This is a genomic window from Pseudomonadota bacterium, assembly GCA_038533575.1.
Classification (GTDB): domain Bacteria; phylum Pseudomonadota; class Alphaproteobacteria; order Rhodobacterales; family Rhodobacteraceae; genus Shimia_B.
On record JBCAYL010000001.1, the window covers coordinates 1,798,203 to 1,824,535 of the forward strand.

Genomic DNA, 26,333 nt, shown 5'->3' on the forward strand with positions numbered 1-26,333 from the left:
TGTTCACGGCGCCTCCCAATCGACATCGTTGGCCTTCTCGACATGCAGGGATCCGTCCGGCAGCGGGGCCATGAGCGCCGCCGCCGCGTCTTGATCGGCGCCGAGCCAGGCCACGAATTGGTGCGGGAAGAGGATCACGCCCATCCGGTGATGAACGTCGCGGACATCGCCGTTCGGCGGGCAGGTGATTGTCGCCACCTGGGGCACGCTAAGCCCGCCCGGCGCCGACCAGACATCGTAGATCGCCGCGAAGGCCAGAGGCGTGCCTTGCGCGGCGCGGATGCGCCAAGCCTGCTTCTTGCGCGCCTCGCCGGTCCATTCGTACCAGCCATCGGCAGGCACCAGTGCGCGGTGCACGCCCTCGTAGGCGCTTTTGTCGAAGACGGTCTCGGAGCGCGCATTCACGAGGACTTCCATCACCGGCCGCCCCCGCGCATTCTTGCGGCCCTGCGGAATGAGGCCCCAGCGCATCATCCGGGCCCCCTCTGCCGTGAGCGTCAGCACCTCCTGGCCCGGCGCCACGTTGCGCCGCGGCGCCTGCTCGGGCGCGCTGTCCACTCCCGCCCATCGCGCGATCTCGTCGGCGGGCGTGGTGAGGAAAAGGCGCCCTGGCAAAGGCCTACTCCACGGTCGCGATGAGCTCGAGCACCGCGGGGCCCATATCCGCCACGATCTCTGTCACGCCGGCGGCTGAGGGATGGATGCCGTCGGCCTGGATGAACTTTCCCAGCTCGGCGGGCACGTCCGCCTGCCCGTCGAAGGCGGCGAAGAAGCTCGGGTAGAAGACGGTGCCATAGGCCTCCGCCAGCTCGGGATAGAGCGCATCGAAGGCCGCTTTGTAGTCCGGCCCGTAGTTCCCCGGCGCCTCCATGCCCACGAGCAGCACCTCCACCTCGGCCGCCTCTGCGGCCTGCAGGATCCCCTCGATATTGGCGCGGCTCAGCGCCGGGTCGATCCCGCGCAGAAGGTCGTTGCCGCCGAGCGCCACGATCATCGCGTCGACCTCGGGCGTCAGGGTCCAGCCCACGCGGCTCAGCCCGCCCTGCGTCGTGTCCCCGGAGACGCCCGCATTGATCAGCTCCACCTCCGCGCCCTGCGCGGCGAGCCAGGCCTCCATCTGCGGCACGAAGCCCTCCTGCTCCGGGAGCCCGAAGCCCTGGGTGAGACTGTCGCCCAGGGCCGCGATCGTCACCGATTGCGCGGCTGCCCCTGTGCCGATGCACAGAAATGCCGCTGTCAGAAAGTTGCGCATCGTCACATTCACCCCATATCGGCGCGTAGTAGAGGAGCCTCCCATGTCCGACCCCGTACTGTCGCTCACCGATGTCTCACTGTCGCTCAAGGGCAATGCCGGGATGGTCGATATCCTCCATGGCATCACCCTCGATGTGAGCCGGGGAGAGACGCTGGCGCTGGTGGGGCCGTCAGGCTCTGGCAAGTCTTCGCTCCTCATGGTCATGGGCGGTCTCGAACGCGCCACCGGGGGCCAGATCAAGGCGCTCGGCCAGGATCTCAGCCCGATGAACGAGGACGCGCTCGCCCGCTTCCGCAGGGAGCATATGGGGGTGGTCTTCCAGTCCTTCCACCTGATCCCCACGATGACGGCGCTGGAAAACGTCGCGGTGCCGCTGGAGCTTTCGGGCGCGACGGATGCCTTCGAGCGCGCTGAGGCGGAGCTCGCGGCCGTGGGCCTCGGGCACCGGATGGGCCACTTCCCGGCGCAGATGTCGGGCGGGGAGCAGCAGCGGGTCGCGCTTGCCCGGGCTGCCGCGCCGCGGCCCGAGATCCTGCTGGCAGACGAGCCCACCGGCAACCTCGATGGCGCCAACGGGACGGCGATCACCGACCTTCTCTTCGGGCTGCAGGAGCGCCACGGGGCGACGCTCGTGCTCGTCACGCATTCCCCTGAACTCGCGGAGAAATGCTCTCGCGTGGTCCAGCTCCGTGACGGGCGTATCGAAGATGCGGAGCAGGCGTTGGAAGCGGCGCAATGAGCCTCGCGCTGACCTTCGCGCGCCGCGAGCTGCGCACCGGGCTGCACGGCTTCGGCATCTTTCTGGCCTGTCTTGCCCTGGGCGTGGCGGCCATCGCCGCCGTGGGCTCGGTGCGCGCCTCTATCGAGGCCGGATTGGCGCGGGAAGGCTCCGCTCTTCTCGGCGGAGATGCCGAGATCGAATTCACCTACCGCTTCGCCACCGAGGAAGAGCGCGCCTGGATGGAAGACCGCGCGCTCGCCGTCTCGGAGATCGTGGATTTCCGCTCCCTCGCGGTGGCCGAGGTGGACGGCGTGACGGAGCGGGGCCTCACGCAGGTTAAAGCTGTCGACAGCGCCTACCCCCTCATTGGCACCGTGGAGCTCGACCCCGCGCAGTCGCTGGATGCCGCGCTTGCTGATCAGGGCGCGGTGATGGAGCGGGTGCTGGCAGATCGCATGGGTCTCGCCGTGGGAGATACCTTTGCCCTCGGCACGCAGGATTTCACGCTCGCGGGCACCATCCTCAACGAGCCAGACAGCTCCGCCGGGGGCTTCGGCCTTGGGCCACGGACGCTTGTGCTCCGTACCGATCTCGCCAATTCGGGCCTGCTCGAGCCAGGTACGCTCTTCTCCTCGAAATACCGGCTCGACTTGCCCGAAGGCGCGGATCTCGCCGCTCTCGAAGAAGAAGCCGAGGCCCGCTTTTCCGAAAGCGGCCTTCGCTGGACAGACGCGCGCAACGGCGCGCCGGGGATCTCGGAGTTCGTGGACCGCCTCGGCGCCTTCCTCATCCTCGTGGGCCTCTCTGGCCTCGCCGTGGGGGGCGTCGGTGTCTCCGCGGCAGTCCGCGCCTACCTCGCCACGAAGACCTCCGTCATCGCCACGCTCCGGACGCTCGGCGCATCGCGGCGGGTGATCTTCCAGACCTACTTCATCCAGATCGGCATCCTCACCGTCATCGGTCTTGCCATCGGGCTCGTGCTCGGCGCGGTGCTGCCCCTCGTCTTTGCGCCCATAATAGAGGCCCGGCTACCGGTGCCTGCAAGCTTCGGCATCTATCCCGGCCCGCTCCTCGAGGCCGCGGTCTATGGCCTTCTCGCCGCGCTGATCTTCACGCTCTGGCCCCTCGCGCGCGCGGAAGAGATCCGCCCCGCTGCGCTCTTCCGGGATGCGCTTTCGAGCGGCTCGGTCCTTCCGGGCATCCGCTACCTCTTGGCGACGGCCATCCTCGCCGCCGCGTTGGTGGGCACGGCGGCCTTCTTCTCCGAGACGGTCTGGCTGACGCTCTGGACGGCGGGCGGCATCCTGGGCGCGCTTGTCGTCCTCGCGCTTTCCTCGATCCTCATCCGTTTTGCGGCCAAGCGCATGGCGGCCACCCGCGCCGCGCGCGGGCGCACGGCACTCCGCCTTGCGCTCGGGGCCATCGGCGGCCCGCGGGAGGAGGCGGCCTCCGTCGTTCTCTCCCTCGGGCTCGGCCTCTCTGTCCTCGCTGCGGTGGGCCAGATCGACGGCAATCTGCGCGGCGCCATCACGGGGGAGCTGCCGGATGTGGCGCCGTCCTACTTTTTCGTCGACATCCAGAACGATCAGCTCGAGGGCTTCCGCGAACGGCTCGATAATGACCCCGAGGTGAGCCGGGTGGACAGCGCGCCCATGCTCCGCGGGATCATCACCCGCATCAACGGGCAGCCCGCCGCGGAGGTGGCCGGCAACCATTGGGTGCTCGAAGGCGATCGCGGCGTGACCTATTCCACGGACGTCCCCGGCAACACCCGCGTGACGGCGGGCGAGTGGTGGGAACCCGATTACAGCGGGCCGCCCCAGATCTCCTTTGCCGCCGAGGAAGCTGCCGAGATGGGGCTCGAGCTCGGCGACGAGATGACGATCAACATCCTCGGGCGCGATATCACGGGCACCATCACGTCCTTCCGGGAGGTGGACTTCTCCAATGCGGGCATCGGCTTCATCCTCTCGATGAACCCGGGCGCGCTGGCCGGCGCGCCCCACACCCACATCGCCACGGTCTATGCGAGCGAGGCCGCCGAGGCGCCGATCCTGCGCGATCTCGCGAGCCAGTACCCCAACATCACGGCGATCCGCGTGCGCGACGCCATCGACCGCGTGGCGGACCTCCTCGGCGGGCTGGCGGCGGCCACGTCCTACGGCGCGTCGGCGACGCTGCTCACGGGCTTTCTCGTCCTCATCGGAGCGGCTGCCGCGGGCCAGCGCGCGCGCACCTACGAGGCCGCGATCCTGAAGACGCTGGGCGCATCCCGCGCCGCGATCCTCAGGAGCTTCGCCTGGCGCTCCACCATCCTCGGCCTCGGCGCAGGCATCGTGGCGCTCATCGCGGGCGCACTCGGCGGCTGGGCCGTCAGCCACTACATCTTCGAGACGGACTACGTCCTGATCTGGGACAACGCGCTCGCCATCATCGCGGCAGGCATCGTCACGACGCTCGTGGCCGGCCTCGCCTTCGCCCTCGGCCCGCTCGCCGCGCGACCAGCGCAAGTCCTCCGGGCCCGGGAGTGATCCCCGCTTGATGGAAGTCTTCGGCTACGGGTCGCTCGTGAACCGCCGCACGCAGGATTTCGGCGGCACGCGGCTGACGCTCTCGGGCTGGCGACGCGTCTGGGTGACGACCGCGGCGCGGCCCGCGGCCTTCCTCTCCGTCGAGCCCCATGACGCCGAGATCGAGGGGCTGAGTTTCGCGGTGCCGGAGGTGGATCTCCCCGGGCTCGACGCCCGCGAGGCGCAGTATGACCGGCTGCCGCGCGAGGGCGGCGTGGTCTATTCCGTCCCCGCGCGCAACAAGACCGAGGGGCAGGCTCCGATCCTCCGCAGCTATCTGGACGTCGTGCTGCAGGGCTATTTCATCGAGTTTGGCGCGGCGGGCATAGATCGCTTCATGGCCACCACCGCCTCTTGGGAGCGTGGCATCCTCGACGACCGGGCCGCGCCGATCTATCCGCGCGCCCAAGTGCTGACTCAGGCCGAAACCTCCCGCTTTGACGCGCTTCTCGCCTCAATACCGGTGATTGAAAAGACGTAGGAGCCGCATCTGCCGCTCCACCGGAGGCGAGGTATCCACCGCCTCCGCCCGCGCCCGCCGTTGCACCACGAGCGTGAGCCCCACGGCCACCGCGGCAAAGATCGCGCCGCCCACCGCCTGCCCGATCAAGACACCCTCCGCCCCGAGCCATGCCGCGCCGAGGATGACGAAGGGGATAGTGCCGAGCGTGTGCCGCCCCCAGTTCACCCATGTCGAGTAGAACGGGTGTCCCAGGTTGTTGAAGGAGGCGTTGGTGACGAAGATCACCCCGTTGAAATACCACATGAGCGCGAGCGGCCCGCAGAAGAGGAAAAGCAGATCCCGCGCCACGCCGGTCGCAGAGAAGAGATCCGCGATAGGCCCTCGCGCGAGGAAGAGCAGCCCCGCGACCACGACCACCACGAGGGCGGCAAAGAGCAGCCCCTCCTTCAGCGCGCGCTCCACCCGGTCGAATTGCTTGGCCCCGTAATTCTGCCCGATGATCGGGCCGATTGCGCCGGACAGCGCGAAAAGAATGCCGAACGAGACCGGCACGAGCCGGGAGATGATCGCCATTCCGGCCACGGCATCCTCCCCGAACTCCGCCATGGCGCGCGTGACATAGGCCTGCCCCACGGGGGTCGCGAGCTGCGTAAGAATGGCCGGGAAGGCGATGATGGCCAGTGGGCTGAGATCGCGCGCAAGGCAGGCCGTGGTGGGCTTTGCGAGGCCTTGGTGAAAGAGGATGACGGGCCTCAGTGCCACCGCGGCGAGCGCCACGCGAGAACAGACCGAGGCGATGGCCGCGCCGGTCAGCTCGAGATCGAGCCCGAAGATCAGGATCGGATCGAGCACCGCGTTGACGGCGCCCGCCACGATGGTGGCCATCATGGAGCGCCGCGCATCCCCGTAGGCCCGCAGGATCGCGCCGCCCATCATCCCGATCATCAGGAGCGGGAGGGACGGCACGATGATCCTGAGATAGGTGGTGGCAAGCTCGAGGGTCGCGCCCGAGGCGCCGACGAGGCGCGCAAGCGTCGGCACGTTGATCCAGACGAGCGCGGCGAAGACGGAGGCAAAGACAACGCCCCAGATGAGCGACGAGGTCGCCTTCTGCTTGGCGAGCTCTTCATCACCCGCACCGTTCGCGCGCGCCACGAGCGCGCCGCAGGCGATGGCCATGCCGATCCCGAATGACGACGTGAAAAAGAGGATCGCGCCAGCATAGCCGATGGCCGCCGCGAGCTCCTCTTTCCCCAGCATGGAGATGAAGAGCATGTCCACGAAATCGACGAGGAAGATCGCCATAAGCCCGATCGAGGCCGTGAACGACATCACCGAGATGTGGCGGAAAAGGCTACCGGTCAGGAATTTCGCGGAAGCCTCTGCCATGGGATCACCCTTTTGCGCGGATCACCTGCATGAGTGGCAGGACCGCCGCCATGTCAGGGCCATGACTTTGTCCTGTCAAAGCTTTTCTGAGCGGCTGGAAAAGGCCCTTGCCCTTCCGCCCCGTCTTTTCCTTCACCTCCGCGGTCCAGGCGCCCCAGGTCTCCGGGCCGCGCTCTTCGGGGAGCAGGGCCAGGGCCTCGACGATGAACGCGCGATCCTCCTCTTCGATGAGCGGCTCGGCGCCGTCGCGCAGGAGGGCCCACCAGCCCTCCAGGTCGTTGAGCGTGGTGATGTTTTCGCGAATGGCCGACCAGAAGGGCTCCGCCTTGTCCGTGGGCACGCCCGCACGCGCGATGGCCGGGGCCACCGCCTCGAAGGGCTGGCCATGAAGGTAACGGGCCGTGAGCGGATAGAGATCATCCGCGTCGAACTTGGTCGGCGCGCTGCCGAACTTGGAAAGGTCGAAGCCCGCCGCGAGGTCATCGAGCGAGGCGTGCAGCTCCACCGGGTCCGACGAGCCGAGCCGCGCCATCAGCGACAGGAGCGCCGGCGGCTCCACCCCGGCCTCGCGCAGATCGCGCAGCGCCAGTGTGCCGAGCCGCTTTGAGAGCGCCTCGCCCTGCGCCCCGGTCAGGAGCGAATGGTGCGCGAATGCCGGCGGCTCGAAGCCCAGCGCGCGGATCATCTGGATCTGTGTGGCCGTGTTCGTCACATGGTCGGAGCCGCGGACGACATGGGTGATCCCCATCTCTGTGTCGTCCACCACGGAGGCCAGCGTATAGAGCACCTGCCCGTCGCCGCGAATGAGCACCGGGTCCGAGACCGAGGCCGCATCGATGGAGAGATCACCGAGGATCCCGTCGGTCCACGTGATGCGCTCCCAATCGAGTTTGAAGCGCCAATGCCCGCTCCGCTCTGCGCGCAGCGCGTCCTTCTCTGCGTCGCTAAGCGCCAGTGCCGAGCGGTCGTAGACCGGCGGCTTGCCCATGTTGAGCTGTTTCTTGCGCTTGAGATCGAGCTCTGTGGGCGTTTCGAAGGCCTCGTAGAGCCGCGCCATCCCGCGCATCTTGTAGGCGGCCTCGGCGTAGCGGTCGAGCCGTTTCGACTGGTATTCGATCCGGTCCCATCCGATCCCCAGCCATTCCAGATCGCGCTGGATCGCATCCACGTATTCCTGCTTGGACCGCTCGGGATCGGTGTCGTCGATGCGCAGGATGAAGGTGCCCCCGGCGCGGCGCGCGATGAGGTAATTCATGAGCGCGGGCCTGAGATTGCCGATATGCAGGTAGCCCGTGGGCGAGGGTGCAAAGCGCGTGGTGGTCATGGAAGGGCCTCCTTGAGCGCTGCGATGTCTCACTTTGGGCAGACGGTGTCCAGTATCAGGTCGGCACGACTGGGTACTTCTCGGACAGGTCCTTCAGGCCCGTGCGCACCAGCTCCTCGAGCACGTCGAGGTCGATATCGGCGAGCTTCGTCACGTAGAGACAGGCCGACCCGGTCTTGTGCTTGCCGAGCCGCGCGAGGATCGAAGCGTAATCCTGGTAGCCCGGCATGATGTAGATCGATTGGTTGGCCTTGCGGGGAGAGAAGCCGGTGGCAAGCATGTCTCCCTCCCGCCCGCTTGCGTAGCGGTAGTGGTAGCTCCCGTAGCCGATCAGCGAGGGCCCCCACATGCGCGCCTGCCAGCCAGTCACGCGGGTGAACATGGCATGCAGCACCTCGGCATCGGCGCGGCGGGTGGGGTGCTCAACGGCGGCGATGAATGCCTCGGGCGAGGCATCGGTCATCGCAGTTTTGTTATCTGCCACGGGGGTCTCCTCTGCAGGGGCGCACAGGACGCGGCGGAACGCCGCTCTACCTCCAAGCTACCATAGTTCAGCAAGGATCTCATCCATGGCTCTCTCCCGTCGCTCTCTCCTCGCCTCCGCTGCCGCCGCGCCACTCCTGCCGCTCGCCGCGACCGCCACCGCTGGCGGCCACGCCGCGACCGCACCACAGAATGTCGCTCGGACGTTCGCGGTGGGGGACTTCACGGTGACGACGCTCCTCGCGGGCTCCGGTGTCCGCGACGAACCTCAAGGCACGTTCGGGATGAATGTCAGCGCCGAGGAATTCGCCGAGGTCTCCGCTGCGAATTTCATCTCGTCTGAAAGCTACGTGGGCTCGTTCACGCCCGTCGTGGTGCAAACAGGCTCGGAGACGATCCTCTTCGATACAGGCCTGCCCGGCGACGGGGTGCCGAGCGCGCTGGTCAGCATGGGCCTCGCACCGTCGGACATCACCCATGTCGTGCTCACCCACATGCATCCCGACCATATCGGCGGGATGACGAATGACGCGGGCGAGGTCTATACCAACGCCGCCTACGTCACCGGTCGCGTGGAGTACGATTTCTGGAACGGCAGCGACAACCGCATCGGGCAGGCCATGGCCACGAAGGTGACGCCCTTCGCCGAGCGGATGACCTTCCTCGAGGACGGTCAGGACGTGCGCGGCGGCATCACGGCGATGGCCGCCTTCGGCCACACGCCAGGGCACATGGCCTACATGATCTCGTCAGGCGACGATCAGCTCTTGATCACTGCGGACATGGCCAATCACCACGTCTGGTCGCTGGCCAATCCGGATTGGGAAGTGCGCTTTGACGGGGACAAGGACGCCGCAGCCGCCACGCGGCGCCGGGTGCTGGGCATGCTGGCCGCAGATCGCATCCCGATGGCGGGCTATCACATGCCGTTCCCGGCAGTGGGCTACGTGGAGACCGATGGAGACGGCTTCCGCTGGACACCCGTCACCTACCAGATGATGCCGTCTTAGAGCACGTGCACCTTGGCGGCGGCGCCTTTTGGCGCCGCATCCTCGGCGTGCTTCGTCAGGGCACGGGCATCGACGTCCGCAAAGCGCGGCACCCCGAGTTGGCCCAGGGCGCGTTCGAGTTCGAGCGTGAGAATGTCCCAGGCCCGCGCTGCCCCTGCAGCGCCACCCGCCCCAACGCCGTAGGCCAGAGCGCGACCGGCCAGCACGAAATCCGCGCCCCGCGCCTTCGCACGCAAGATATCGGCCCCGCGCCGGATGCCACTGTCCAGAAGGACGCTCACGCGCCCTCCGACAGCCGCAGAGATCGGGGGGAGGGCCTCGATCGTGGGCGGCCCGAACGCCACCTGCCGCCCGCCGTGATTGGACACGATGATCCCGTCACAGCCCAGCTCCGCACAGCGCAGCGCGTCGTCCGGATGAAGAATGCCCTTCACGAGGAGCTTTCCCTTCCATCGCGACCGCAACTTGGCGAGATCGTCCCACTTGAAGGACGGGGTGATCAGCGTCTTCTGCACGTCTGCATATGACGTGGCCGCCTTCAGCAGGTCGGCATAGTTGGCGATATTGGGCTTCCCGTGAAGCAGACTGAGGAGTGACCAATAGGGTTTCCCCGCGAGCTGCATCAGAACGTCGGGCGTGAACTTGAAAGGCACGCTCAGCTGATTGCGGATGTCGCGATCTCGCTTTCCCGCCGCGGGCACGTCCGCTGTCACGATCATGACGTCGTAGCCCGCCGCCTCCGCGCGGCTCACGAGGCCCTCGGTGACGCTCGCATCCCCCGACACGTATAGCTGAAACCACCCATGGCCGTCTGCCGCCTCGGCCAGCTCCTCCAGCGTGGTGGAGGCCGCCGAACTCGCGCAATAGGGGACATTCTGGCGCGCGCAAAGCCGCGCCAACATCCTGTCTGCATCGGGCCAGAAGGCGTTGAGCATGCCGATGGGCGCCATGCCAAAGGGCGCGTCGAAGCGCATCCCGAGCACCTCGGCGCTCATGTCGATCTGGCCCACGTCCTGCATGTAGCGTGGCGTGAGCTCGACCTCCTCGAAGGCCTCGGAATTGCGGCGCAGGTTGCGCTCGCTCTCCGCGCCGCCATCCACGAGATCAAAGGCAAAGCGCGGAATCCGCGCCTTGGCCCGCGCCCGCAGGTCGTCGATGGAAGCGGCGCGATCGAGACCCATCAGTTCGACCAGCCGCCGTCGACGTTGATCGCCTGGCCGGTCGTGAAGGCGGCCATGGGACTGGCAAGATAGGCCACCATTTCCGCGATCTCCTCGGGCGTGCCGAAGCGGCCCATGGGCTGGCGCGCGGTGAAGGCCTTGTGCGCGGCGTCGTAATCGCCCGTGGCGCGCAGCCGCTCCTGCAGCGAGGGGCTCTCGACCGTGCCCGGGCAGATCGCATTACAACGGATACCCTCGCCGACGAAGTCCGCCGCGATCCCCTTTGTCATGCCAATGATCGCAGCCTTCGAGGCGCCATAGGCAAAACGGCGCGGCGCGCCCTTCACGCTCGAGACGACCGAGGCGATGTTGATGATGGAGCCGCCGCCCGCCGCCTGCATCCCGGGCAGGACGGCCTTGATGAGGCGAAACATCGCCTTCGCGTTGAGGTCGAAGGACCGGTCCCAGACGGCATCGTCGCAATCGAGGATCGTGCCGTCATGGACCCAACCCGCGCAATTGACGAGGACATCGATAGGCCCGTGCTCTTCCACAAGGGCCGACACGGCCTTCGCGTCGGTCACATCGAGCTTCCGCGCCGTGATCCCACCCTGCTGTGAGGCGAGGCTTTCGACCGCGTCCGCGTCGATATCCGTGGCGATCACGGTCGCGCCGCGGGCCGCCAGCGTCTCGGCCGAGGCGCGCCCGATGCCCGCCCCCGCCGCCGTCACCAGCGCCGTCTTTCCATTCAAGTCTTGGCTCATCTTCAGTCCTTCATCGTGCGAGCCAGCCGCCATCGACGGCCAGGACGCTTCCATGGCAGTAGCGCGCCGCATCCGACGCGAGGAACACGGCGGCGCCCGCCATCTCCCCGGGCTCTGCAAAGCGTCCCGCCGGGATCCGGTCAAGGAGTGCCTTGGAGCGCTCGGGATCGTCGCGCAGAGCCTGCGTGTTGTCAGTGGCGGTGTAGCCCGGCGCGATCGCGTTCACATTGACACCCTGCCCCGCCCATTCATTGCAAAGCGCCCGCGTCAGTCCGATCACCGCGTGCTTCGACGCTGCATAGGCCGGGACCATGAGCCCCCCCTGAGCGCTGAGTACGGAAGACACGATCACGATCTTGCCGCCGCCCTCGGCCACCATGTGCCGACCGGCGGCCTGGCTCAGGAGCCACACGGAATCCAGGTTGACCGACATCACCCGGCGCCAGTCGTCCTCGCCAAAGTCCACCGAGGGCGCGCGATGGATGATGCCCGCGTTGTTCACGAGAATGTCGAGCCCGCCGAGCGCGTCCTTCGCGAAGTCCACGACCTTGGCCGCCGCTGCCGCGTCCATGCCATCGAAGTCGGCCTGGACCGCCGCAGCCTCCGACCCGTGGGAGGAGATCTTGTCGAGCACCGCTTCGGGGGCGTGGCTTCTGTAGGTGAGGGCCACATCGGCCCCCGCGGCGGCGAGGCCGAGGGCGATGCCCTCGCCGATCCCCGTCGCGCCGCCGGTGACGAGCGCGCGTTTGCCCGTCAGGTCGAATGGTCCTGCCATCTCAGTACCGGTTGGCGATGGGCAGGTCCTCCGCGGGGAAGAGCGAGATGACCTCGCAGCCCGTCTCCGTCACCACGACCTCCTCTTCGATCCGCGCGGCGGAATAGCCATCGGTGGCGGGGCAATAAGTCTCGAGCGCAAATACCATGCCGGTCTTGATCTCCATCGGGTGATCGAGGGAGATCGCGCGGCTGATGATCGGCCGCTCGTGGAGCGCGAGGCCAAGCCCGTGCCCGAACTGAAGCCCGAAGGCCGCGTCCTCATTGGGGAAACCGAGCGACTCCGCCGTGGGCCAGACCTCGGCGACCTTATCGGTGGTCACGCCGGGCTTGATCATGGCGATGGAGGCGTCAATCCACTCGCGCGCCTTCACATAGGCATCATTCTGCGAGGGCGTCGCGCGACCCACATTGAAGGTGCGGTAGTAGCAGGTCCTATACCCTTGGTATGATTGCAGAATATCGAAGAAGCACTGATCGCCCGGGCGAATGAGCCGGTCCGTGAAGTTGTGTGGGTGCGGGTTGCACCGCTCGCCCGAGATCGCGTTGATCGCCTCCACATCGTCGGAGCCCATCTCGTAGAGCAGCTTGTTGGACAGCGCGACGATATCGTTCTCGCGCACGCCCGGTTTCAGCTCCTCATAGATCATGTGGTAGACGCCATCGACCATGGAGGCCGCCTGCGTCAGGAGCTGGATCTCGTCCCAGTTCTTGATCTCGCGCGCGGCCAGCATGATCTGCTGCCCGTCGACGACGTTGATCCCCTCCTCGCGCAGCGCGTGGAACATCGCCGTCTCGGCATAGTCGACGCCCACAGGCATATCCGCCATGCCGGCATCTTTGATGAGCTCGGCGATCATCTTGGCGTATTTGCGCATGAGGCCGAATTCCGGCGGGATCGTCCCGCGCATCCCCACGACGCCCGCGAGGCAATGATCTGGCTCGAGCCAGTCCGAATAGCGCTGGTGGTGCACCGCCGCCGAGCCGAAATCCCAGACATAGGGGCTGTCATCGCCCGTCAGCAGGCAGAAGCGGCACATCTTGTCCCGTTCCCATTCGCCGATCTTCGTGGCGGAAACGTAGCGGATGTTGTTGACGTCAAAGAGCAGGAGCGACCCCGCATTCGACGCCGCAAGCGATTGCCGCGTCCGCGCAAGGCGATAGCGGCGCAAGCGGTCGTGATCGATCCGGCGCTCGAAATCGACAGAGGTGTGGCCCCAGGCGGGGATCTTGTCGCGCCACTCCCAGTTCGGCTCGAGATCCTGGGGCGTGAGCATATTGGGCTTGAGTGCAAGGTTCATGGTGCTCTCCTTTCAGGCGCGATGAGGCGCGCCCGGGGTAAGGGGGAAAGAGGGGGACGGGGCCTACTTCGTGACCCATCCGCCATCGACGGAGATCATCTGGCCGGTCATGTAATCGCTGTCGGACGAGACGAGGAAGGCAGCCGTCCCAGTGATGTCCTTGGGGTAGGACACCCTTTTGATGACGAGGTTGTTCTCTACGATGTCGTCGTAGGCCTGCCCCTCGCGCTCCTTGAAGCCGATCTCGATGAGGTCCTTGTCGAGCTGCTCCCAGAGCGGGGTGATGACGACGCCGGGCGCGTAGCCGTTAACGGTGATGTTGTGCTCCGCAAGGCCCAGGGCGCCGCATTCGGTGAGCGCGAGGCACCCGTATTTCGACGTACAGTAGACGGTGACATCCACCAGCGGCTTCCGGGAGGCGATCGAGCCCACGTTGATGAGCTTGTAGGGATAGTCCCGCTTGCCCTGGGCGATCATCTGCTTGGCGGTCTCCTGCATGCCGAGCCACATCGCCTTGGTGTTGACGTTCATGATGAGGTCCCAGTTGTCCTCATCGATATCCATGAAGAAGCGGGGCTTGTTGAGGCCAGCATTAAAGAGGCCGACATTGATCTCGCCAAAGGCTTCGACCGTCGCGGCCACGGCTGCGGCGTTGTCCTCGCGCTTGGTGACATCCATCTTCACGGCCACGGCCTTACCGCCGCCGGCCTTGTTGATGCGATCCGCGACCTCCTGTGCCTCTTCGAGGTTGAGATCACCGAGGCAGACATTGGCTCCTTGCGCCGCGAAATGCTCCGCATTGGCTGCGCCCATCCCGCGGGCGGCGCCCGTGATCAGGATGTTTTTTCCGCTCAGTCGCGTGGTGTCCATTGTCTTTCCTCCGAGTTGGTCTCACGGGCCTTTCGCCCTGTTATCGATGAGCGCCTGAGCACGGGCCTCGGCCCGCTCGAGCGCGTCTTGAGGCGGGATGATCCCGCGCAGCATGTCGTGAAATTCCTCGCCGAAGACCTGCGCGATCTCAGCGATCTCAGGCACGGGTGGGCGCGGCCAGAACTGCAGCTCGTCACGCCATGACATGCCATCGACCGCGTCGAAAATCGGCGAGGCACGCCGCACTTCCGGGTCCGCGGCCACGGAGTAGCGCGCATTGGTGCGGCTCCCGTTCTGGACGTAAAGCTTCTGTGCTTCGCGCGAGGTGAACATCGTGAGCGCTTCGACAGCATCCGCCACGCGCTCTGGGGCGAGATTGGCTGGGATGCCGAGCACGTACCCGCCCACGGGGGCAACCTGCGGCACGCCCGGCGCCGCCGGATGCGGGAGATAGCCCGTCTGACCCGCGGCGGGGGAGCTTTCGTCGAGCTCGAAATAGGGTGCGAGCAAGGTGTAGCCGTAAGCCATGGCCACGGAGCCCGCCGCATAGGGCCGAACTCGCTCGTACCAGGACATCGAGAGAATATCGGGCGGCGAGTATTTCAGCAGCTCCAGAAGAAACTCCGCAGCGCGTAGACCGTTCTCGGTATTGAGCGTCACGCGATAATCGCCTGCCGCAAGGCGTTCCGTATCGAACCCGCCAGCGATTTCATCGAGGTCGAGGATCGGCTGTCCGTGATCCGCCATGACCATCATCACCGTGTGCCCGAGCGCCGTGCCGCGCGCGGCATTCCACGCGATCCCGAACTGGCCGCGGCGCGGCTCGTGGAACGTTCTCGCCGCATGGAGTAGTGCGTCCGTCGTGGCCGGCGGCTCGATGCCGGCAGAGGCAAAGAAATCGCGCCGGTAAAAGAGGAGCTCAGGCGTCGTCTGGGCCGGCACGCCATAGGGCCGCCCGCCCCAATGGGCTCCTTGCCAGCCCGCCGTGTGGAAATCGGCGGGATCCAGGCGCTCTATGTCCATCACGTCCTCGAGCGGGGTCAGGATTCCCGCCTCCGCAAACTCGCCGATCCACGGGAGATCGACTGCGATGATGTCGTAACGGCTCGTGGGGCGCGCGGCGTTGCGCTTCGCCTCTTCACGCAGCCGATCGATGGAAAAGGCGCGCTGGTGGATCGTCGTGCCCACGGATTGCTCGAACTGCCGCTTGAGCTGATCCATCACCATGAAGGTGGGATCGCCATGGACAAGGACGCGCACGCCGCCCGCGAGACGCAGCGGTTCGGGGCGGACGCTCAGGGGCGGGATGGATTGCGCGCGCGCATAGCTGCCGCCGAAGTAATAGTCCTGCGCCTCGGTCGCCTCTTGCCCCTGCCAGAAATGCTGCTCAGCGATGCGCCGCACGCGGCTTCCCAGCTGAGTCCACTGGGACAGCATGGCATCGCTCGGATGCATCGAGAATGTCTTGCCCGTTTTCGTGCGCGGACGCTGCTCGATGAGCCCGGCCTCGATCATGTCCTTGAGGCGGCGGTTTGCGGTGGCGTAGGGCACGTGGCTCGCGCCGATGAGCGCCGTCGGCGTGATGATCTTGCCTTCGAAATGCCCCCGCAAGAGATGCAGGGCCATTCGCAGGTGGGCATTGGGCGGGCTCAGGTCGAACACGTCGTCAAGCTCATCGGACAGCGCATCGAGGAAGCTCAACATCTCGAGGGTGTGGGCTTGCGATCCTGCCCCCGACGCTGCGATGGCGACCTTGCTATGTCCGGTGGCGACGTCCATGCTTGAACTGAGTGCTTGTCCTTTGGGCAGTTTCGACAGCGGCGAAGAATGATCCGTTTCGGATATTTTTTCCGCGAGCGCTTTGGTGCTCATCTCATAGGCCTCCACAATCATCAAAATGCTGATCAGTCCGTATCGAGATTAAATCCAAAATGGATTTTTTTATATCCATAATGAGAGTAATCACCCACTGCCGGGGCCGTTAAAGGCTGCACGCTGAGGTGGTGACTGCAGGGCTGATGGAATCGGCCCCGCTCTGGTCAAAAAGAATCAAAACTGAAAGTTCTTGGGAGGAACTCAGCATGAAGACCACGACCACTCTCGCAGCCAGCACCGCCCTCGCCCTGTTGGGTACGGCTGCCGCGGCCGAGACATTCAAAATCGGCATCACGCAGAACAACGTGGGCGTCGACAGCTATCAGACGACGTATGAGCAGGCGTTCATCGCCGCAGCCGACGCCAACCCGGATGTCGAGACCGTCGTGCTCGATGCTGGTGGGGACGTCGCCCGCCAGATCGCACAGATGGAAGACCTCATTCAGCAGGAAATGGATGCGATCATCATCTGGCCGACCAACGGCGAGGCCGTCATCCCCGCCGTGCGCAAGGCGAGCCAGGCCGGCATCCCCGTCATCGTGACCAACTCCAACATCGCCGAGCAAGGCTTTGACTTCGTCGCGTCCTTCTCCGGGCCCGACAACATCACGCAAGGCGCGCGGTCGGCAGAGATCATGTGCGAGCGCTTCACCGCCCTCGGCATCGAGAACGAAGCGCGCGTCGTCCAGATTTCCGGCCAGCCGGGCTACACCACCGCCATCGAGCGCGCGAAGGGCTTCGAGGATCGCCTTCCCGAGGTGTGCCCGAACGTCACCCTCGTGGAGACGCAGCCCGGTGACTGGAACCGCGAGAAATCCCAGCAGGTCATGGAAGCCTTCCTCGTGAAGTATGACGACATCGACGGCGTCTATTCCGGTGACGACAACATGGGCGTGGGTGCCCTGAACGCAGCCCGGGCCGCGGATCGTGCGGGCGAGATCGTCTTCGTCGGCGCCACCAACTTTGCCGTGGGCTACGACGCCATGGCGGCTGGCGACTACTGGGGCTCGATCTACCAGTCTCCGGTCGATGACGCAGAGGCAGCGCTCCAGACCGCGCTCGACGTCCTGGCAGGCGAGGAAGTGCCCTTCCTCAACTACTTCGACACGCCGAAGATCACCCAGGACAACATGACCGAGTTCACCAAGCCGGTCTTCTAAAGCGTTCTCCCAGCGGCGGGGCGCCGGGCGTGATGCCGGGTGCCTCGTCCATACGTTTGGAGAAGGGAGGATTGGCATGGACCGGGTGAAAGACCGAGTCTGCATCGTCACAGGCGCGGCCCGAGGGATCGGGCGGGCCATTGGAGAAGCGCTCCTCGACGAAGGCGCGAAAGTCTGTTTCGCAGATATCAACGGGGATCAGGCCGCAGCTGTGGCCGATGCCAACAAAAGCCGCATGAACGGCCGCGCCGACAACGTCATGTCCGCGCAGGTGGATGTCACCGACCGCGCAGCCGTCCGCGCCATGATCGCCCACACCGTAGAGCGCTTTGGCCGTCTCGACGTCAAGTTCAACAACGCCGGGGTCAACCGCCCGATGAACTTCATGGACGTCACCGAAGACAACTGGCATTTCATCATGGATATCAACGGGATGGGATGCATGATCGGGATGCAGGAGGCCGCGAGACAGATGATGGCGCAGGGCACGGGCGGCAAGATCGTCAACACCGCATCCATCGCCAGCCGACAGGGGTTTGACAATGTCGCACCCTACTGCGCGTCGAAATGGGCTGTCGTCTCGCTAACGCAATCCGCGGCACGCGATCTCGGCAAGCACAACATCACCGTCACGGGCTTTGCACCCGGCGTCGTCGCCACGGAGATGTGGGAGCAGGTGGACAAGGACCTCATGGAAATCGGCGCGGCCAAGCGGCCCGGCGAAGCCATGGAGAATTTCTCCGCTGACATCATTCGCGGTCGCGTGGCGACGCCGGCCGATATCACCGGAACGACGACATTTCTGGCCTCTCGCGATAGCGATTACATGACGGGCCAGATCGTGATGATCGACGGGGGCATGACCCTCGTCTGACGCGGGAGGCACCCGAAAAGAGGTGCCGCCGCAGCCATTGGGAGACAAACATGACCGATGTACCGGAGCGCGCCAGCGCCTCAGGGAAGGGCAAGATGACCGAACCTTCAGGACTTACAAAGCAGCAAGTGGCGAGCCTTCTTGCGAAGAACGGTATCCTGATCGCATTTGCGCTTTTCATCATCGTGTTCACCTTGGCGAACGCGCGATTTCTCTCTCCCGACAACGTGTTTTCCGTGGTGCGGTCATCGGCGATCCTGGGCGTCATGGCGCTCGGCGTCACCTTCGTCGTGATCTCCGGCAATCTCGACCTGTCCGTGGGCTCGATGATGTCTTTCTCGACGATCGTGGTCCTCGATCTTCACGACAAGATCGGCCCTGCCCTCGCGATCCCGGCCATGTTCGCGATGACGCTCTGCCTTGGCGCGATCATCGGCTTTCTCGTGGGTTACCTGAAGCTCAACTCGCTCATCGTGACCCTGGGGATGTTGTCGGCCATCCATGGTCTGACGCTCACTTATTCGGGCGGCAAGAACATGGATATCGCGGATAAGGACGGCACTTGGTTTGCCATCTTCGGTCAGGGCGAAATCGCCGGTATCCCCGTCCCCATCCTTATCTTCATCGCGGTGGCCGCCCTGCTCGGCATGGTGCTCGCCCGAACCCCATTCGGCCGCAAGGTCTACGCCGTGGGAGGCAACGGCACGGCGGCCACCTTCTCCGGCATCCCGCGCGCGCGCACCGTCTTCTACTGCTACCTGATCTCGGCGGCCTGCGTCGCGACGGCGGGCCTGATCCAGGCCTCACGGTCGCTCGGCTCGCAGAACACGGTTGGACAAGGCCTAGAGCTTGAAGTGCTCGCCGCAGTCATCCTCGGCGGCGCGTCGCTCCTCGGCGGCTCCGGCACGATCTTCAAGACGGTGATTGGCGTCCTCATCCTGGGCTTCATTCAGAACGGCCTGCTGCTCATGGGGCTCCAGTTCTACGTCCAGTTCGTGGTGACCTTCGTCATCATCATCCTTGCGGTCTGGCTCGATATCGCGGCCAAGCGCGGCAAGCTCCTGTCGCCGATCGCCTGAGGGAGGGCACGCCATGGCAACCGCATTCTCACAACCCGGCGCGCTTTCGAAGGCGCTAAAGGGCGGCGCGATTTGGGGCTTCATCGTACTCCAACTGATCTTCTTCAGCGTGGCGGGCGAATACCTCGCGCTCACCGACACCGCCTTCATGGACTACGAAAACATGCTGCTTCTTCTGAAGCAGTCGGCCCCCATCGGCATCATCGCCATGGGCATGACCATCGTGATGGTGAACGGCAATATCGACCTTTCCGTGGGCGCAACCTTCGCAATCGCCGCGATCATCCTGCTCGATTCAATGACTTGGCCCATCTTCGCGGGGCTCGGCGACTGGGTGATCCCCGTGGCATGGCTGCTGGCGCTCGCCTTGGGCACGATCCTCGGCGCACTTAATGGCTTCATCGTCTGGAAAACGGGGGTCGACGCCTTCATCGTGACGCTCGGCGCGATGCTCGGCTATCGCGGCATCGTCTTCATGTTCAACGGCGAGAACCCGACAAGCCACCTCAACTGGACGCTCGTGGACTTCGCGGAGGCGCAGTTTCTCGGGCTCCACACTGCCACGTGGTTTCTCCTCGGCGTGACGCTGGTCATGTGGTTTGTCATGACCCGCACAGTCCACGGTCGAAACGCCTACGCCATCGGCGACAATCGCGAGGCGGCGATCAATGCCGGCATACGCGTGGGCCCGCACATGATGATCAACTTCGCGATCATCGGCTTCCTCGCCGCGCTCTCGGCGGTGGTGTTCTACTCCGAGTCGGGCTCCGTGAACCCCAATGACGGCCAGCTCTATGAGCTTTGGGTCATTACCGCCGTCGTCCTTGGCGGCACCAAGATCACGGGCGGCGCGGGGAACGTCATCGGCACATTCGGCGGGGTGATCGCGATCCAGCTCCTGCGCAAGGGCTTGGGCCATATCGGGGCGGACACGTCCACCGTGAACCTCGTCATCGGCTGCATCCTCATCGCCGTGCTCTTCCTCGACCGACAGCTGAATGTGAAGGGCAAGGAGGCTCTTAAGGTATGACAGACCCCGTCCTCCGCCTCGAACACATCACCAAGACGTTTCCCGGCGTCAAAGCGCTCGACGACGTTTCATTCTCGGTCCTGCCCGGAGAAGTGCACGCCCTCATGGGCGAAAACGGAGCCGGGAAATCAACATCGATGAAGGTCCTTGGCGGGATCTATCAGCCAGACGAGGGCGCCATCTTTGTCGAAGAAGAGCAGGTCGTCATGCACGGACCGCTCGATGCCAAGGCCAAAGGCATCGTCTTCATTCACCAAGAGCTCTCGCTGGCCTCCGAGCTGACGGTTGCAGAGAACATCTATCTCGGGGAGCTCCCACGCCGCAGCTTTGGCCGCGTCGACTGGCCCACGCTTTACGCCAAGACCGATGCCATCCTGAAAAAGCTCAAGGTCGGGTTCAACGCGCGCACACGGGTCGGAGACCTCTCGATTGCCAATCAACAGATGGTCGAGATCGCCCGCGCGCTCACCGTGGATGCCAAGGCGGTTATCTTCGACGAACCGACCGCCTCGCTCACCGACGCGGAGAAGGTCGTCCTCTTCGACGTCATCGCTGACCTGCAGAAGGAAGGCGTGGGCATCGTCTACATTTCTCACCGCATGGAAGAGATCTTCAAGATCACCGACCGCGTCACGGTCCTGCGCGACGGGCAGTATGTCGGGACCGTGGAAACCGCCGCCTCGAACGAGGAGAGCGTCACGAACATGATGATCGGGCGCAGTCTCGATCTGAGCCGCAACACGTCGCACCACGAGCTCGGCGACGTCGCGCTCGAGGTGCGCGGGCTGAGCTGCGGAAAGCTCTTCCAGGACGTAAGCTTCGAGGTCCGGCGTGGCGAAGTGCTGGGCTTCTATGGTCTCGTGGGTGCCGGTCGTACCGAGATCGCGGAAACGCTCTTTGGCCTTCGCGACCCCTCTGCAGGCGAGATCCTGCTCGACGGCCAGCCCGTCCGCATCTCCTCGCCGCAAGACGCCATCGCGAAAGGCATCTCGCTGGTGCCCGAAGACCGCAAGGGCCAGGGCCTCGTTCTCGGCATGAACCTGAGGGACAACATGACTCTGCCCCAGGTGGATGACCTCCGCGCCGGGCCCTTCGTGGCAGAGGGTGCAGAGGTCGCGATCTACGATCTTTACAGAGAAAAGCTCGATATCCGAGCGCCGGGCTGGAAGGCGCAGGCCGGGAACCTCTCCGGGGGAAACCAGCAGAAGATCGTCATCGGCAAATGGCTCTCGATGCAGCCCAACGTGCTCATAGTCGACGAACCCACGCGCGGCATCGACGTGGGCTCGAAGTCCGAGATCCACAAGCTGCTGCGCGGGCTGGCCGCCCAGGGCTATGCCGTCATCGTCATCAGCTCCGAGATGCCGGAGGTGCTTCACGTCTCCGACCGGATCGTGGCAATGTATTCCGGGCGCGTCATGCGCACCTTCACCTCCGAGGAAGTGACCGAGGATAATCTCATCCAGGCCATTTCCGGGCTCACCGGCGATCGAGCCGCTTGAACCGACACGAACTACGAACCAAGGAGCGTTCATGAAACTCTTGCGCTACGGTGCCGCAGGTGCCGAGAAACCGGGCTTGCTTGACCACGACGGCCGGGTCAGGGACCTCTCGGCCCATGTCTCAGACATTGCGGGCGATGCGCTCACGCCCGAGGGGCTTGCTGCGATCGCGAAGCTTGACGTGGCTGCCCTTCCGATCGTCGAGGGCATGCCGCAACAAGACCTGCGCCTCGGGCCCTGCGTGGGCTCCATTGGAAAGTTCATCTGCATTGGCCTGAACTACGCAGACCATGCGGAAGAGGCCGGGATGCCCATCCCCGCAGAGCCCATCATTTTCAATAAGTGGACCTCCGCTGTCGTGGGCCCCGATGACGCGATCCAGATCCCCCGCGACAGCGTGCGCACCGATTGGGAAGTGGAGCTCGGCGTCGTCATCGGGCGCGGCGGGAGCTACATCGACGAAGCAAACGCGCTCGATCATGTGGCAGGGTATTGCGTCGTCAACGACGTCTCCGAGCGGGAATTCCAGCTCGACCGCGCAGGCACATGGGACAAGGGCAAAGGCTGCGACACCTTCGGCCCAACGGGCCCGTGGCTCGTCACGCCTGACGAGGTCGGAGATATCGACGCGCTCGGCATGTGGCTCGACGTGGACGGCGAGCGCATGCAGACAGGCTCCACGGCCACGCTGATCTTCAAGGTGCCGCACCTCATCACCTACTGCTCTCACTTCATGAGTTTGCAGCCGGGAGACGTCATTTCCACCGGCACGCCGCCGGGTGTCGGGATGGGCTTCAAGCCCCCGCGCTACCTGAAGGGCGGAGAAACCGTGACGCTCGGCATCGACGGCCTGGGCCAGCAGACACAGACCGTTCTCCCCGCCGCCTAGGGCGGACCACGGCGCAGCGCGTAGAGGTGATCGGGGTGGTCATAGCCCTCAAGCATCACGTCGCGCTGCCGCACGCCGCCGAGCTTCTTGAGCAGGGCCACCGAGGCTGAGTTGTCGGGATCGACAATTGCGACCACTTCCGTATCGCCCGCTGCTCCGATAACGGCACGTACAGCTTCGGTCGCAAGACCCCGCCCCCACGAGCGCCGCGCAAAGCGAAAGCCAAGCTCCCAGTGATCCGGGCCCAGCCGCTCAGGCGCCGCCTTGAGGCTGACATATCCGATCACCGCGCCTGACGCGCGCTCTTGGGCAGCCCAGACGCCGCACCCGGGGCTGTCCTCTCCCGCTCCGCTCATGGCATCGGCGTGCCATTTTGCCTGTGCGGCTATGTCGAGCGGGCCGTGATCGCTGTACGCCATGACCTCGGCATCGCCCAGAATTGCGGGCAATGCGGCCGCGTCTTCCGCCACCCACCGCCGCAGAACCAGGCGCGGTGTCAGCATCCGCGGCGTGCGCACCCTCAGCTCGGGTCGCGCCAGCGGCTCACGATCGGGTAGCGACGATCCAGCCAGAAGGCGCGGTGCGTGAGACGCGCCCCGGGGGCCGACTGGAAGCGCTTGTACTCGGAGATGTAAAGCAAGTGCTCGATCTTCTTGACGGTTTCACGATCGTATCCCACGGCCACGCAATCCGAGACGCTCGCCTCCTCGTCCACCAGCAAGGTGAGGATCCCATCGAGGACGTCGTAGGGCGGCAAGCTGTCCTCGTCCTTTTGGTCGGCACGCAGCTCCGCCGAAGGCGGCTTGTCGATGATCGAAACGGGGATCACCTCGCCCTCGGGGCCTTTCATCCAGTCCCTGTGATTTGCGTTTCGCCACCGGCACTGTTCGAAGACCCGTGTCTTGTAGAGGTCCTTGATCGGATTGTAGCCGCCCGACATGTCGCCGTAGATCGTGGCATAGCCCACCGCGACCTCGGACTTGTTGCCGGTCGTCAGCAGCATCTCCCCGAACTTGTTCGACATCGCCATGAGCAGAAGCCCGCGGAGCCGGGACTGGATGTTCTCCTCGGTGACATCCGCGTCACGACCATTGAAGATCGGCGCGAGCGTTTCCGTCACCGCCGCGCGCGGGCCCGAGATGGGCACCGTGTCGTAATGCACGCCGAGCCGCTTTGCGATGTCCTCGGCGTCTGAAAGCGACCCGCCGGACGTATATTCGGACGGCAGCATCACGCAGCGCACATTCTCCGCGCCAAGCGCATCGACTGCGATGGTGGCCACGATCGCGCTGTCCACGCCGCCCGAGAGACCGAGCAGCACCTTCGAAAAGCCTGTCTTGCCGAGATAGTCGCGGAGCGTCTCCACCATGACGCGGTAATCCTGCTCCCACGCATCGGGATGCGGTGCCCGCGGACCGTCGGCGATCACCCAGCCCGTGTTCGTCTGCGTGAACTCAATGGTCTCGATGGCCTCGTCAAAGACCGGCATCCGCGCAGCCAAGGCACCGCCGGCGTTGAGCGCGAAGGACCCGCCGTCAAAGCACTGGTCATCCTGGGCGCCGACCATGTTGAGATAGACAACAGGCAGGCCCGTCTCCGACACGCGCGCCACCATGTGGTTCAGGCGCACGTCGAATTTCTCCCTGTGATAGGGTGACCCGTTCGGCACGATCAGGAGCTCCGCCCCGGTTTCGGCCAACGCCTCCGACACTTCCGGGTGCCATGCATCCTCGCAGATGGGCGTGCCGATGCGGATGCCATTCACCTCGTAGGGCCCCTGCACGGGACCCGGGGCATAGAGCCTCACCTCGTCGAAGATGCCGTCATTCGGGCGCTCTCGTTTGAGCACGCGATGTGCGATCTGGCCGCCCTCGAGGATGAAATATCCGTTGTAGAGCAATCCGCCTTGCCGGACCGGCCCGCCGATCCCGATCGCCGGCCCATCCGCGCAGACCGCGGCGAGTGCGTCGATTTCCGCCAGGGCCGCCGCAGCGAAAGCGGGCTTCATGATGAGATCTTGGGTCTGATATCCGGTGATGAACATCTCTGGCAGGGCGAGCATGTCCGCTCCGGCGGCCTTGGCCTCTGCCCAGGCGTCCCGGGCCTTTTTCGCGTTGCCCTTCAGATCCCCGACCGTGGGGTTCAGCTGCGCCAGCGTCAGGCGGAATGTGCGTGGCATAGATGCCTCCTTTGCGGGGTGGTCCGCAGCTCGCGCGCCGTGCCTATCGTGCGACGCGATCCTGCGGAAGCCCGCGCGCCATGTTCACGATAGAGATATGGGTGTTGTCTGCGCAGCCCACCTCATTTAGCGTTTGGTCGCACGTCGCCCACAAGGGCCGCAGGGGCCGCGCGCCAGCTGCGGACATCGTGGGCCGAGGAGTGGGGTCATAACTATGCAGTTTGCCTGGTTCGCAGCGGGCGCGATGGCGCTGAGCCTTTCAACAGGCGCGGCGTACGCGCAAGCCACTGCAACGAAGCAATTCGATGATGGCGGCGTCTACGAAGGTGAGTTCCGCAACGGTCTGCAACATGGCCAAGGCACCTACCGGCTTCCGAGCGGGTACGAATATACCGGCGAATGGGTGGACGGAGAAATCCGCGGGCAAGGCACGGCGCGCTTCCCGAATGGTTCCGTCTACGTGGGAGAGTTCGCCCGTGGCAAACCCAGCGGTGAGGGACGCATCACCTTTGCCGATGGCGGGACCTACGAGGGAACATGGACCGACGGCAAGATCACCGGTGCAGGGACCGCGATCTACGCGAATGGCGTCCGCTACGAGGGCGGGTTTCGCGAGGCCATGCACCACGGCGACGGGACGATGACGACGCCCGAGGGCTACGTCTACGTCGGAAACTGGGTGAACGGCGTCAAGGAAGGCGAAGGCCGCATCACCTACCCGGACGGCGCGATCTACGAAGGGGACATGCTTCGCGGGGTGCGCGACGGGGTCGGCAAGCTCACGATGCCCGATGGCCTCATTTACGAGGGCCTGTGGGAAAACGGAGAGATCAACGGCACCGGCCGCCTCACGCAGCCCAACGGCGACGTCTACGAGGGCACCCTCTCCGCCGGTCGGCGCGAGGGGCAAGGCCGCGTGACCTATGCCAACGGGGACACCTACGAAGGCGCGTTCGCCAATGACCTCCGCCATGGGCAAGGCACCTTCCGCGGTACGGATGGCTATATCTATGTCGGCAGCTGGATCGACGGTCGTGTCGAGGGGGTCGGCGAGGTCACCTACCCCGACGGATCCGTTTACACCGGTGAGTTCGCCAACGATGTCGCCAACGGCTTCGGCAAGATCGTCTATCCGGACGGCTCCTCCTACGAGGGAGCGTGGGTGGACGGCGTCATCGAGGGCCAGGGCATCGCGACCTATGCCAATGGCGTGGTCTACGAAGGCGGCTTCCGCAATGCGCTCAATCACGGCGAGGGCGTCATGACGTATGCTGATGGCTATCGGTACGAGGGCGCATGGATTGAGGGGCAACGCGAGGGCGAAGGGACCGCCACCTACGCTGACGGCACCGTCTATGAAGGCAGCTTCCTCGCTGGGCAACGTCATGGGCAGGGCAGCATCGTCATGCCGGACGGCTTCCGCTACGAAGGGGCCTGGGCGCGTGGGGAGATCGACGGTGAGGGTGTCGCCACCTACGCCAATGGCGACGTGTACGAGGGGACCTTCCGAAACGGTCGCCGGCAAGGCGAGGGCACGATGCGCTACGCGAACGGAGACTCGGCCAGCGGCACCTGGGAAGACGGCGCACTCAGCGAGGCACGCGAGATTATCATCGAGGCCGATGAGCCCGAGGATGCGGCCGAACCGACGGACGGCTGAC

24 protein-coding genes are annotated in these 26,333 nt (G+C 65.3%); 11 read left to right on the forward strand and 13 right to left on the reverse strand.

Annotation, left to right across the window (positions count from 1 at the left end; all coding sequences use genetic code 11):
* Positions 1-3: 3 nt before the first annotated feature.
* Both AAFM92_09180 and AAFM92_09185 read right to left on the reverse strand, forming a co-directional pair.
* On the reverse strand, positions 4-615 hold the full coding sequence (locus tag AAFM92_09180; protein ID MEL7300540.1) for an SOS response-associated peptidase: 612 nt from the start codon (positions 613-615) through the stop codon (positions 4-6).
* 4 nt (positions 616-619) lie between these two features.
* Positions 620-1,252, reverse strand: a complete 633-nt coding sequence (locus AAFM92_09185) for an arylesterase (GenBank protein MEL7300541.1) — start codon at positions 1,250-1,252, stop codon at positions 620-622.
* A 43-nt stretch (positions 1,253-1,295) separates the two neighbouring features.
* Here AAFM92_09185 and AAFM92_09190 point away from each other — a divergent pair, with 43 nt between their 5' ends.
* Genes AAFM92_09190 through AAFM92_09200 form a run of 3 tightly spaced genes read left to right on the forward strand, consistent with a single transcriptional unit; the run spans position 1,296 to position 5,027 of the window.
* Positions 1,296-1,994: an ATP-binding cassette domain-containing protein gene (locus AAFM92_09190; GenBank protein ID MEL7300542.1), complete on the forward strand. Its 699-nt coding sequence runs from the start codon at positions 1,296-1,298 to the stop codon at positions 1,992-1,994.
* Positions 1,991-4,507, forward strand: a complete 2,517-nt coding sequence (locus AAFM92_09195; protein ID MEL7300543.1) for an FtsX-like permease family protein — start codon at positions 1,991-1,993, stop codon at positions 4,505-4,507. The genes AAFM92_09190 and AAFM92_09195 overlap by 4 nt, the downstream gene beginning before the upstream one ends.
* 10 nt (positions 4,508-4,517) lie before the next feature.
* Positions 4,518-5,027, forward strand: coding sequence for a gamma-glutamylcyclotransferase family protein (locus tag AAFM92_09200; GenBank protein MEL7300544.1), 510 nt, complete (start codon positions 4,518-4,520; stop codon positions 5,025-5,027).
* On the opposite strand, the gene AAFM92_09205 is transcribed toward AAFM92_09200, so the two are convergent.
* From AAFM92_09205 to AAFM92_09215, 3 genes are read right to left on the reverse strand one after another with little or no spacing between them, the layout of a single operon-like run.
* Positions 5,001-6,398, reverse strand: coding sequence for an MATE family efflux transporter (locus tag AAFM92_09205; GenBank protein ID MEL7300545.1), 1,398 nt, complete (start codon positions 6,396-6,398; stop codon positions 5,001-5,003). The genes AAFM92_09200 and AAFM92_09205 overlap by 27 nt on opposite strands.
* Positions 6,399-6,402: 4 nt before the next feature.
* The gene (gene gltX, locus AAFM92_09210; protein ID MEL7300546.1) at positions 6,403-7,722 is read right to left on the reverse strand and encodes a glutamate--tRNA ligase; all 1,320 of its coding nucleotides are present in this window, start codon (positions 7,720-7,722) and stop codon (positions 6,403-6,405) included.
* 55 nt (positions 7,723-7,777) lie between these two features.
* Positions 7,778-8,206, reverse strand: a complete 429-nt coding sequence (locus AAFM92_09215) for a DUF1801 domain-containing protein (GenBank protein MEL7300547.1) — start codon at positions 8,204-8,206, stop codon at positions 7,778-7,780.
* A gap of 85 nt (positions 8,207-8,291) precedes the next feature.
* Between AAFM92_09215 and AAFM92_09220 the strand changes: the two genes are divergently transcribed.
* The gene (locus tag AAFM92_09220; protein MEL7300548.1) at positions 8,292-9,215 is read left to right on the forward strand and encodes an MBL fold metallo-hydrolase; all 924 of its coding nucleotides are present in this window, start codon (positions 8,292-8,294) and stop codon (positions 9,213-9,215) included.
* Here the strand turns inward: AAFM92_09220 and AAFM92_09225 are convergent.
* The 6 genes from AAFM92_09225 to AAFM92_09250 form a co-directional block, all read right to left on the reverse strand.
* Positions 9,212-10,396 (reverse strand): alpha-hydroxy acid oxidase, encoded by a 1,185-nt coding sequence (locus AAFM92_09225; GenBank protein ID MEL7300549.1) that lies wholly within the window; start codon positions 10,394-10,396, stop codon positions 9,212-9,214. The genes AAFM92_09220 and AAFM92_09225 overlap by 4 nt on opposite strands.
* Positions 10,396-11,139 (reverse strand): SDR family oxidoreductase, encoded by a 744-nt coding sequence (locus tag AAFM92_09230; GenBank protein MEL7300550.1) that lies wholly within the window; start codon positions 11,137-11,139, stop codon positions 10,396-10,398. Before AAFM92_09230 ends, AAFM92_09225 begins: the two co-directional genes overlap by 1 nt.
* Positions 11,140-11,149: 10 nt before the next feature.
* Positions 11,150-11,914 (reverse strand): SDR family oxidoreductase, encoded by a 765-nt coding sequence (locus AAFM92_09235; GenBank protein ID MEL7300551.1) that lies wholly within the window; start codon positions 11,912-11,914, stop codon positions 11,150-11,152.
* Between the two features lies 1 nt (position 11,915).
* Positions 11,916-13,214, reverse strand: a complete 1,299-nt coding sequence (locus tag AAFM92_09240; protein MEL7300552.1) for a Xaa-Pro peptidase family protein — start codon at positions 13,212-13,214, stop codon at positions 11,916-11,918.
* Positions 13,215-13,277: 63 nt separating this feature from the next.
* Entirely contained in the window at positions 13,278-14,084 is an 807-nt protein-coding gene (locus AAFM92_09245; protein ID MEL7300553.1) for an SDR family oxidoreductase, read from the reverse strand.
* Between the two features lie 21 nt (positions 14,085-14,105).
* On the reverse strand, positions 14,106-15,863 hold the full coding sequence (locus tag AAFM92_09250; GenBank protein MEL7300554.1) for an extracellular solute-binding protein: 1,758 nt from the start codon (positions 15,861-15,863) through the stop codon (positions 14,106-14,108).
* 302 nt (positions 15,864-16,165) lie between these two features.
* Here AAFM92_09250 and AAFM92_09255 point away from each other — a divergent pair, with 302 nt between their 5' ends.
* The 6 genes from AAFM92_09255 to AAFM92_09280 all read left to right on the forward strand — a co-directional run bounded on the left by AAFM92_09255 (position 16,166) and on the right by AAFM92_09280 (position 22,493).
* Entirely contained in the window at positions 16,166-17,119 is a 954-nt protein-coding gene (locus AAFM92_09255; GenBank protein ID MEL7300555.1) for a sugar ABC transporter substrate-binding protein, read from the forward strand.
* Between the two features lie 76 nt (positions 17,120-17,195).
* Positions 17,196-17,993: an SDR family oxidoreductase gene (locus AAFM92_09260; GenBank protein MEL7300556.1), complete on the forward strand. Its 798-nt coding sequence runs from the start codon at positions 17,196-17,198 to the stop codon at positions 17,991-17,993.
* 95 nt (positions 17,994-18,088) lie between these two features.
* Positions 18,089-19,072, forward strand: coding sequence for an ABC transporter permease (locus AAFM92_09265; protein MEL7300557.1), 984 nt, complete (start codon positions 18,089-18,091; stop codon positions 19,070-19,072).
* A 13-nt stretch (positions 19,073-19,085) separates the two neighbouring features.
* Complete coding sequence (locus AAFM92_09270; GenBank protein MEL7300558.1) at positions 19,086-20,102, forward strand: ABC transporter permease; 1,017 nt, start codon at positions 19,086-19,088, stop codon at positions 20,100-20,102.
* Entirely contained in the window at positions 20,099-21,604 is a 1,506-nt protein-coding gene (locus AAFM92_09275) for a sugar ABC transporter ATP-binding protein (protein ID MEL7300559.1), read from the forward strand. Before AAFM92_09270 ends, AAFM92_09275 begins: the two co-directional genes overlap by 4 nt.
* Before the next feature lie 31 nt (positions 21,605-21,635).
* Positions 21,636-22,493, forward strand: a complete 858-nt coding sequence (locus AAFM92_09280; GenBank protein MEL7300560.1) for a fumarylacetoacetate hydrolase family protein — start codon at positions 21,636-21,638, stop codon at positions 22,491-22,493.
* Here the strand turns inward: AAFM92_09280 and AAFM92_09285 are convergent.
* Positions 22,490-22,996 (reverse strand): GNAT family N-acetyltransferase, encoded by a 507-nt coding sequence (locus AAFM92_09285; protein MEL7300561.1) that lies wholly within the window; start codon positions 22,994-22,996, stop codon positions 22,490-22,492. The two genes, AAFM92_09280 and AAFM92_09285, sit on opposite strands and share 4 nt — an antisense overlap.
* Before the next feature lie 17 nt (positions 22,997-23,013).
* The gene (locus AAFM92_09290) at positions 23,014-24,672 is read right to left on the reverse strand and encodes an NAD+ synthase (GenBank protein ID MEL7300562.1); all 1,659 of its coding nucleotides are present in this window, start codon (positions 24,670-24,672) and stop codon (positions 23,014-23,016) included.
* A 244-nt stretch (positions 24,673-24,916) separates the two neighbouring features.
* On the opposite strand from AAFM92_09290, the gene AAFM92_09295 reads away from it, so the two are divergent.
* The gene (locus AAFM92_09295; protein ID MEL7300563.1) at positions 24,917-26,332 is read left to right on the forward strand and encodes a 2-isopropylmalate synthase; all 1,416 of its coding nucleotides are present in this window, start codon (positions 24,917-24,919) and stop codon (positions 26,330-26,332) included.
* The last annotated feature ends 1 nt before the right edge of the window (position 26,333 follow it).